The following is a 9,765-nucleotide window of genomic DNA, read 5'->3' as shown; positions in this document are numbered from 1 at the left end:
ATAACTAAAAAATTAGTTTAAACTAATTTTTTAGTTATAAAATCAATTATTTACTCTGTAACAATCATAAACACTAGTCGTCATATATATAAATTGTATAAATTCTATGGATATTTTACTGACATTAGCTGGATTTGTATTTATATGTTTGGGAATTATCGGTTCTTTTTTACCTGTATTACCCGGACCAATTACAAGTTGGATAGGATTACTATTATTACATCTCACAAAAGTTATCCCTCAAAACTGGACATTTTTAGGTATTACTTTATTTATAGCTATTTTGATATTTATACTGGATTATTTTATTCCTGCTATGGGCGCAAAACGATTTGGAGGAACTAAATATGGAGCTTATGGAACTACAATTGGTTTAATCATTGGCTTACTCTCTCCTATTCCGTTTGGAATTTTAATCGGAGCATTCTCTGGAGCCTTTGTAGGCGAAATGCTATATGATGGAAAAGATACCAATAGGGCTTTAAAAGCTTCCACAGGGGCTTTCGTTGGCTTTTTAGCATCAACAACTATTAAATTTACAGTGGCAAGTATTTACTTTATTTTATTTCTGGTGAAAGTTTGGGAATACAGAATGGAATTATTCTAAATCATATGCCTCTAAAATAAAAAAGCAACCCATTTCAGGGAAGCTTTCCATTGGTTAACAAAACCTAGACGATTTCTCGCCTCACAACACAACTAATGCTGTTTTTAAAATTAAACAGCCTGCAAATATATAAACTTTTAAATTATCACCAAACATTTTTTTGTTTTTTTGTTTTATTCAATAAAAAAGAAGATTGTTTAATTCTGCAATTGATTGTATCTTTGCGCCTTTAATTTAAATCACTTAAAATAATTAATAATGCAATTATCAGAACAAGAAATTGTACGTAGAGAAAAGCTGACTAAATTACGTGAGCTTGGAATCAATCCTTATCCAGCAAATTTATATCCGTTAGATTCTAATTCTAAACAGATTAAAGAGAAATTTGAAGAAGGTAAAAAGGTGATAATTGCAGGACGTTTAATGTCAAGAAGAATTCAAGGTAAAGCTTCTTTTGCTGAATTGCAAGATAGTGAAGGTAGAATACAAGTATATTTTAATCGTGATGAAATTTGTACTGGAGAAGACAAAACTCTTTACAACGAAGTATATAAGAAACTTTTAGATATTGGAGATTTTGTAGGAATTGAGGGAGAATTATTCAAAACTCAAGTTGGTGAATCAACTGTAATGGTTAAGAACTTTACTTTATTAAGCAAGTCTTTAAAACCTCTTCCTTTACCTAAAGTAGATGCTGAAGGAAATACCTACGATGGATTTACAGATCCTGAAATGCGTTACAGGCAACGTTATGCTGATTTAGCTGTTAATCCACATGTGAAAGAGGTTTTCGTTAAAAGAACAAAATTATTTAACGCAATGCGTCAGTTCTTTAACGATGCAGGATATTTTGAAGTTGAAACTCCAATTTTACAACCAATTCCTGGTGGAGCTGCAGCAAGACCATTTATAACACACCACAACTCATTAGACATTCCATTATACATGAGAATTGCCAACGAGCTTTATTTAAAAAGATTAATTGTTGGTGGATTTGACGGTGTGTACGAATTCTCTAAGAATTTCCGTAACGAAGGAATGGACAGAACTCATAATCCTGAATTTACGGCAATGGAAATTTACGTTGCTTATAAAGATTATAACTGGATGATGGAGTTCACTGAAAAGTTACTAGAACACTGTGCTATTGCTGTAAATGGAACAACAAAAGCTACTTTTGGAGAGCATGAAGTTGATTTTAAAGCTCCGTACGCACGAGTAACAATGGCCGACTCTATTAAGCATTTTACAGGTTTCGATATTAATGGAAAATCTGAAGAAGAGTTATTCGAAGCTGCCAAAGGAATGGGAATCGAGGTTGATAAAACCATGGGTAAAGGAAAGTTAATTGATGAGATTTTCGGAGAGAAATGTGAAGGAAATTACATTCAACCAACTTTCATTACTGATTATCCAAAAGAGATGTCTCCTTTATGTAAAGAACATAGAGATAACCCTGAACTAACTGAGCGTTTTGAATTAATGGTTTGTGGTAAAGAAATTGCAAATGCATATTCAGAATTAAATGACCCAATTGACCAGAGAGAACGTTTTGAGGCTCAATTAAAATTAGCTGACCGTGGAGATGACGAAGCAATGTTTATTGATCAAGATTTCTTACGTGCTCTAGAATATGGTATGCCTCCTACATCTGGATTAGGAATTGGAATGGATCGTTTAATTATGTATTTAACCAATAATCCATCAATTCAGGAAGTATTATTCTTCCCACAAATGAAACCGGAAAGAAAAGCTCCTTCAGTTGAATTAAACGATGATGAAAAAGCTGTTTTAGCTTTATTAGAAAAAGCCGAAAAATTAGAATTAGGAGAATTAAAAACTCAATCTGGCTTGAGCAATAAAAAATGGGACAAAACAATAAAAGGATTAACAAAAAATAATCTTGCAAAAGTTTCAAAAACTGATGACGGATTATTTGTTGAGATTGTTTAGAACTTACATCTTCTAGAAAATTATATAAAGCGACCATAATGCATGGTCGCTTTTTTGTTTGTTATAATGTTAACTAAACTTTAAGTCTAATAAGTTCACTTTGAGAATCCAAAAAAAGTTATAATTTTGGCGCCCCAACCCCCTAAATAATATAGTTTGAAAACTAAATTTTTATTCCCCTTAGCATTAATTGCAATGACTATTAATGCTTATTCTCAACAAGCAGAAACTTGTGAAACTCCAACTTCAGATCCTGTTTTAGATTTAAATAGCATTACTAAATGTACAATCGAAAAGGACGAGAAAAAAAACACAAAAAAAGTATCCTTTGAGGTATCATCTCGTAAAAGAGTAAAAAGAAAAAGAGATTTAGCTACAAATGTAGTTTCAGGAGGCTATCAGCAAACAGTCTCTGATGTAAAGAAAAAAACAAACTTGATTTCGGATTTGTCAATAGAAGACGACAGCAAAAATGGAATAATTTCTTTTTATACCGTAGACCAAATTCCTTTATTTGACAAATGTGAAGATACTCCGTATTTAGAACAAGAATCATGTTTTAAAAAACAAATGTCTCATCACATTCAGGTTAACTTTCAATATCCTAAAAAAGCTTACAAAGCAGGGATACAAGGAAGAGTTATGGTAAATTTCTTAATCAATAAAGAAGGAAATACAGAAATTACAAACATACTTTACCCTTACAAGGGAGAACTTCTAAAAGAAGAAGTAGAGAGAATCATAAATAAACTTCCAAAATTTCTCCCTGGAAAGCATTTAGGAAGAACCATAGATGTTCAGTACACCCAACAAATAAAATTTAAAATTCCTGGTGTTAAAAGAACAAACATCCGTCCTAAAAAAGTGGAAGAAATTGATGTTAATAAATCATATACATTTGAAGAGCTAGAAGAAGTCCCTCTTTTTGAGGAGTGTGTTCGACAAAATGATAGTAGCTCTGATTGTTTTATTTCTGAACTACAAAAACATGTACAAGAAAACTTTGCTTATCCTGTTGATGCAATTAACAACGATATTGAAGGAACTGTAAATATAATTTTCGTTATTAGCAATAAGGGAAGAATAATAAATATTAGAACTAAAGGCCCTGATGACGCGAAAATATTGGAGGTGGCAGCTGAAAGACTGATTAGAAAACTTCCTAAATTTCAACCTGCATTAAAAGATGATATTCCAGTAAACACCATCTATCAATTCCCTATTACTTTTAAATTGAATTAATAGATAACAACATAATTACAGAGAAAAGAACGATCGAGTAGTCAATCGTTCTTTTTTTATTCATAAGAATAAACTGGTTCAATTCTCGACCTACAAAATTAGTATTGAATTTAAGGGTAACAAACTCAATACTTTCAAACAATTAATAAAATAATTGCTAAAAGAAAATACTACGTGAGTGTATGGATAAAGTGTTCCGCTATTTACCAACACATATATTAATATGTGTGATTGTTGGAATAGGCATTCAGATTAAATTATCATTATGGAAATTCGGTTTTTATAAACTATTTATTTTATTAGGTTCCTTAATATTAATAACAATAGTTCTTCACCTGTTCGTAAAAAAACATTTGTTTATAATTTCATCTTCAGCTTGTTATATTTTGTTAGGTTTTTCAGTAACCTATATATCATCTTCTAAAAATTACAATCATTATTACAGAAATCATTTAGATTCACATTCGCTACTTACCATAAAAATAGTGGAAGAATTAAAATCTAATGCTTACAATTATCGATACATAGGAAATGTTTTAAAAGTAAATAAGCAGGAAGTCTTTGGAAAAGTTATACTAAACATTAATAAAAATTTAGATATTCAAGAGTTAGTAGTTGGAAATTGTCTTATTACTAAATCAGAATTAAAGGAAATACAACCTCCCAAAAACCCGAACAGCTTTAACTATAAGCGTTATTTACAGCTCAGAGATATTGAAGCGCAGTTATTCCTAAATAAAAATGAATTCAAAATTACATCAAACTCAGTCTATAATTTAACCGCGAGTTTATATGAACTAAAAAAAAATATTCAATTCCTATTACAAAAAAATTTTTCTCATGATGTTTATTCAATTATTAATTCGTTGCTCTTAGGTGAACGAAAAAGTGCTTCAAAAGAGTTAATTAACAGCTACGCCAATGCTGGAGCGATTCACATATTAGCCATTTCTGGATTACATATTGGAATATTAGTGATTATTTTAAATACTATTTTCTCTCCTCTACTCTATTTAAAACATGGTAAATCAATAAAACTAATACTACTAATTTCTTTTTTATGGGCTTTTGCCATGTTTACTGGTCTATCAGCATCAGTTGTAAGAGCAGTAACTATGTTCTCTTTTATGATACTAGGAAATTCAATTAAACACAAACAACCAATAGAGCATTCATTGATTAGCTCTATGTTACTTTTATTACTTATTAAACCACAATTTCTTTTTGATGTAGGATTTCAACTAAGCTACTTAGCTGTATTCAGCATAGTAAAACTTCAACCCTTATTTTTAAAGCTATGGACTCCAGAAAATCTCATTTTAAACAAAATTTGGAAATTATCAACCGTATCTGTAGCAGCTCAGTTTGGAGTTTTACCATTGAGTTTGTATTATTTCCATCAATTCCCTACGCTATTTATTATTTCTAATCTTTTTATTATTCCTTGGTTAGGCATCATTCTGTCTTTTGGAATTGTTATCATACTATTAGGTTCATTTAATTTCTTACCTAAATACGTAGTGGAAATTTATGAACTTATGATTCGATTTATGAACTCCATAGTTAATTGGATCTCACATCAAGAAGAGTTTATTATTGGCAACATATTCATATCAAAAATTGAAATGATTATTTGGTATATTTTAATGATTCTAATTTTCGTTTTATTAAGAAGAATTTCTTCAAAGAAAATACTACTATTTCTAGCAGCTATAATACTCTTTCAATGCTACTATATAAACATTGATTATCATAATTACAATAAAAAAGAACTTGTAGTTTTTCATAAGAGCAAAAAATCAATTTTTGGAATTAGAGAACATGGTTCAATTAAACTTTATTCAGATTTAACCAAAAGTCAACTAGAAAAAGATTACAATTTATCTAACTATACGTTCAATGAAAAAGTAACTATTGAAAAAGATAACACGACCAACAGAATTGGTGTTCTTGGAAATCAATTAATTCTGAGCATTGATAGTTTAGGAGTTTATCCTAAGAACTTTAAAAAGAGAGCAATTATTCTATTAAAATATTCTCCTAAACTGAACTTAAACCGACTTATTAAAACTCTAGAACCAACAATAATAATAGCAGATGGATCTAATTATAAAAGCTATATAAATCGCTGGCAAAAGACATGTGACAAACAAAAAACGCCATTTCACTCAACTCAGCAAAATGGCGCATATATTTTAAAATATTAAATTTCTATAACGAACTTTTAAAATTCTTTTCGAAATCTTTCCATGGTGTATTCTTGTACGCGTCTCCACTAAAATAAGCTAATATTTTTTCAAAACGCTCCTTAACTAAATAACCAGGAACTGCCTGAATCAGTTGTTCTTTAGAATCAAAAAATGCAGTTGAAGGATAACTCAATTTACCGTTTAAAATAGCTGCCGCCAATTCATGATATTTACTTCTACCCTTTTGAACAAACTTAAACGTTCTTCCTTTAAATGTAATATCTTCTTTTCCTTCTCCATCCATCTTAACTGCATAATAATTATCGTTAATATACTTTATAATAACCTCATTTTTATAGGTAGTAGCATCCATTCTTTTACACCATCCGCACCAATCAGTATATAAATCAATCATAATAGGCTTTGGGTTCTTTTTATTTAATTCTAAAGCCTCTTCAAATGATAACCAATTAACTTCTTGTGCTTGCACTGAAATTGTAGAAAGAACAACAACAGCTAATAATACTAATTTTCTCATAATACATCTGTCTCAATAAGTATTCCAAATTTACAAAAAAACCTATCAAATTTTACTTTGATAGGTTGTAATATATTCTTAAAGTAAAAGTTATTACTTTACTCCGTGCATTAATCTTTTCATCAAAGGACTCATTCCAGCGATAATTAATCCAGCAACAATTGGAATTGCCGTAAAAATTAAGAAGAACCCAGAAATAGAATATGCCTTTTCAATTTCCTCAATGTAACTTCCTACAGTTCCAGCTAATTTATTACCCATTGCTATAAATAAATAATAAACACCAAACATTAATCCTATCCATTTAGCAGGCACTAATTTACTGATGTAAGAAAGACTTACTGGTGAAATACATAATTCACCCATAGTATGGAATAAATAAGCAGCTATTAACCAAAACATACTTACCTTAACAATAGGTTCTCCAGCAACTATTCCTTGAGACCCCATCGCTAAAAACCCAAAACCTAGCCCTAATAAAAGTAAACCTAAACCATACTTCATAGTTCCAGATAAATTATACTTACTCTCCCACCATTTCGAAAAGAATGGTGCTAGAGTTATTATGAATAATGAATTTAAAATACCAAACCAAGTAGCAGGTACTTCTACACTTTCCTTAGCAAAATCAACGCTTATCTTCCAACCTACTATACCCCATATTACAATAAAACTTATGGATAATATTATATTACCAATTGCAAATTTTGCAAAAGTTTTCTTAAATAGAAGATACAATACATAAGTTATAATCCCCAAAGGCAATATTGTTAGTAAAGCATCTACATATTTAAATACAGTCCCATAAATTCCTGATAAATTTCTTTGCGTATACTCTTCAGCAAAAATCGTCATCGATCCTCCGGCTTGCTCAAAGGCCGCCCAAAAGAATACCGTAAAAATACAGAAAACACCTACGGCTATCATTCTATCAAACACAACTTTTGATGATACTTCTTCTTCAGACTTCTCGACAAAATCTTGATCTCCATCTTTACCAATTTCTTCCAAATTTAACTCTTTCAATTTCTTTGGTGGTAATCCTATATCTCCGAAGATATTCTGTGTAAAATAAAATTGTAGCATTCCAATAAACATGAAAATTCCAGCTAAACCGAATCCCCATGACCAAGAATAATTTTCACCTATATAACCACATAGCATAATTCCTAAAAAAGCACCAGCATTAACTCCCATGTAGAAAATAGAATAAGCTCCATCCTTTTTCTCTTCATGGTTTTTATACATGTAAGAAACAATAGATGTCATATTCGGCTTAAACAATCCATTACCAACCATTAAACAACCAATTCCTATATAAAAAAACAGCGGTGTTTCAACAGCCATAGCCGCATGACCTAAGGTCATAATTAATGCTCCAATTATAACTGCCCAACGATACCCTAATAATTTATCCGCGATTAAACCACCAAATACAGGAGTTAAATAAACACCCATGGTATACGTACCATAAAGTGATAAAGCATCTGCTTTTGCCCATCCGAAACCTCCATCGGTAACAGAGCTAATTAAAAATAAAACAAACAGCGCACGCATTCCGTAATAGGAAAAACGCTCCCACATTTCTGTAAAAAACAGCACAAACAAACCCGCTGGATGTCCTAATACTGTATCCTTAAAAAGGTTATCGATATCTTGATTCTTCATATATAAAACTTAGTTATTTAAATTTAGTGTACTTTACCCATTAACTTTTTCATAAGTGGAGATGTTATTAAAACAAGAACTCCTGCTCCTATTGCATATTTAGCTATCAATCCAAATCCATCAGTATATAAAGCTAAAGTTTGTAATCCGCCAATATTGCTATCTGTACTTTCAACAGCTAACTCCTTTGATATGAATCCTACAATTTGAAAAGCATAAGTTGAAGACAAGAACCAAATTCCCATCATAAAAGCAATTATTCTTTTGGGAGATAAGTCTGTAATTTTTGACAAACCTACTGGTGACATAAAAAGCTCACCAATAGACAAAACAAAATACATTGCCAATAAATAGAAAAACGGAACCATTCCTTCTTCATTAGCAGCTCCTTTACTTAATGATAAAATGTAAAAACTAATACCTGCTAATAATAATCCCATTCCAAACTTGTAAGGTGTTCTTGGGTTTAATTTTTTCTTTGAAAGATATGTCCAAAGTAAAGAAACAGGGATTGATAATAAAATAATTACTAGAGAGTTTAATGAGTTTGTTTGACTAGCATTCATTATACCATCCAAGGCAACGTTTCTATCTGCAAATAAAGTAATAACACTTCCTGATAATTCATGGAATCCCCAAAAAATAGTCATGAAGAAGGTTATCAAAACAGCCATAAACAATTTCTTCCTTTCTTCTACTGTTGCTCCCATCATAATTTTACCTAGATACAATAAAACAATAACTCCGACCACTTTAAAAAGTACATTGACAATATTTTGATCGCCTAGAAAAGTTTCTCCACTTCCTATTGACTTATACTCTGCTAATAAATAGGCAATCAATGGGGCTGATAAAAAAGCTAAGATAGGCACAAGAGTTTTCTGCGGTAATCCCAACACCTTCTTATTGTATACCTCTTCACTAGGAGGTAAACCTTTATCTCCAAAAACATTTTTCTTAATCCCGCTCCAAAAGAATATTAATCCTAATAACATTCCAAATCCTGCTAGACCAAAACCATAATGCCAACCATATTCTTTTCCTAACCATCCGCACAATAATGGAGCTATAAACCCTCCAATATTAATTCCCATATAAAAAATAGTAAAACCAGAATCTTTTCTTCGGTCACCATCTTCATACAATGACCCAACGAAGGTAGAGATATTAGGTTTAAAAAATCCATTACCCACTACTATAAAAGCGAGAGCCAAAAAGAAAGCTATATCGTTTTCAATAGCTAAAACAAAATGACCTAAAGCCATTAAAATACCACCAAGAAATATTGATTGCCTCATTCCCAAAATCTTATCGGAAATCCTTCCTCCTACAACTGTAGAAGCATAAACTAAGGAACCATAAGAAGCATAAACCGCTGCTGCTGCAACATCTCTTTCTGCCAATGCCTTAAAAATTTCATTAACCATATACAAGGTTAATAGAGCTCTCATTCCATAGAAAGAAAACCTTTCCCAAAGCTCAGCAAAAAATAGATAAAACAATCCCGAAGGATGTCCTAGAATATCTTTTTGAGAATTATTCATAATTTCAGTAGTTGTTTGTTGTTA

General features: G+C 31.0%; 7 protein-coding genes. 4 read left to right on the top strand and 3 right to left on the bottom strand.

Features of this window, described 5'->3' with window-relative positions; translation table 11 throughout:
- The first annotated feature begins 106 nt into the window (after positions 1 to 106).
- From ACOSP6_RS03930 to ACOSP6_RS03915, 4 genes are all read left to right on the top strand, one after another.
- Positions 107 to 607: a DUF456 domain-containing protein gene (locus ACOSP6_RS03930; protein WP_422094463.1), complete on the top strand. Its 501-nt coding sequence runs from the start codon at positions 107 to 109 to the stop codon at positions 605 to 607.
- Between the two features lie 258 nt (positions 608 to 865).
- Positions 866 to 2,560, top strand: a complete 1,695-nt coding sequence (lysS, locus tag ACOSP6_RS03925; protein ID WP_422094462.1) for a lysine--tRNA ligase — start codon at positions 866 to 868, stop codon at positions 2,558 to 2,560.
- A 156-nt stretch (positions 2,561 to 2,716) separates the two neighbouring features.
- Positions 2,717 to 3,802 carry an energy transducer TonB gene (locus ACOSP6_RS03920; protein WP_422094461.1) on the top strand — a complete coding sequence of 362 codons (1,086 nt, stop codon included), beginning with the start codon at positions 2,717 to 2,719 and terminating at the stop codon, positions 3,800 to 3,802.
- A gap of 182 nt (positions 3,803 to 3,984) precedes the next feature.
- On the top strand, positions 3,985 to 6,009 hold the full coding sequence (locus tag ACOSP6_RS03915; RefSeq protein ID WP_422094460.1) for a ComEC/Rec2 family competence protein: 2,025 nt from the start codon (positions 3,985 to 3,987) through the stop codon (positions 6,007 to 6,009).
- Between the two features lie 4 nt (positions 6,010 to 6,013).
- On the opposite strand, the gene ACOSP6_RS03910 is transcribed toward ACOSP6_RS03915, so the two are convergent.
- The 3 genes from ACOSP6_RS03910 to ACOSP6_RS03900 form a co-directional block, all read right to left on the bottom strand.
- Positions 6,014 to 6,529 (bottom strand): thioredoxin family protein, encoded by a 516-nt coding sequence (locus tag ACOSP6_RS03910; protein WP_422094459.1) that lies wholly within the window; start codon positions 6,527 to 6,529, stop codon positions 6,014 to 6,016.
- Between the two features lie 93 nt (positions 6,530 to 6,622).
- Positions 6,623 to 8,197 carry a peptide MFS transporter gene (locus ACOSP6_RS03905; protein WP_422094458.1) on the bottom strand — a complete coding sequence of 525 codons (1,575 nt, stop codon included), beginning with the start codon at positions 8,195 to 8,197 and terminating at the stop codon, positions 6,623 to 6,625.
- Between the two features lie 23 nt (positions 8,198 to 8,220).
- Complete coding sequence (locus tag ACOSP6_RS03900) at positions 8,221 to 9,741, bottom strand: peptide MFS transporter (protein ID WP_422094457.1); 1,521 nt, start codon at positions 9,739 to 9,741, stop codon at positions 8,221 to 8,223.
- Positions 9,742 to 9,765: the final 24 nt, after the last annotated feature.

The organism is Tenacibaculum sp. MEBiC06402, assembly GCF_049239625.1.
Taxonomy (GTDB): Bacteria; Bacteroidota; Bacteroidia; order Flavobacteriales; family Flavobacteriaceae; genus Polaribacter.
The sequence above is the reverse complement of the archived record's forward strand: the minus strand, read 5'-3'. Positions and strand labels throughout refer to the sequence as shown.

Bases quoted from the DNA above. Each gene is read 5' to 3' on its own strand.
- lysS (WP_422094462.1), top strand. From the start codon at position 866: ATGCAATTATCAGAACAAGAAATTGTACGTAGAGAAAAGCTGACTAAA.
- ACOSP6_RS03930 (WP_422094463.1), top strand. From the start codon at position 107: ATGGATATTTTACTGACATTAGCTGGATTTGTATTTATATGTTTGGGA.
- ACOSP6_RS03900 (WP_422094457.1), bottom strand. From the start codon at position 9,741: ATGAATAATTCTCAAAAAGATATTCTAGGACATCCTTCGGGATTGTTT.
- ACOSP6_RS03910 (WP_422094459.1), bottom strand. From the start codon at position 6,529: ATGAGAAAATTAGTATTATTAGCTGTTGTTGTTCTTTCTACAATTTCA.
- ACOSP6_RS03905 (WP_422094458.1), bottom strand. From the start codon at position 8,197: ATGAAGAATCAAGATATCGATAACCTTTTTAAGGATACAGTATTAGGA.
- ACOSP6_RS03915 (WP_422094460.1), top strand. From the start codon at position 3,985: ATGGATAAAGTGTTCCGCTATTTACCAACACATATATTAATATGTGTG.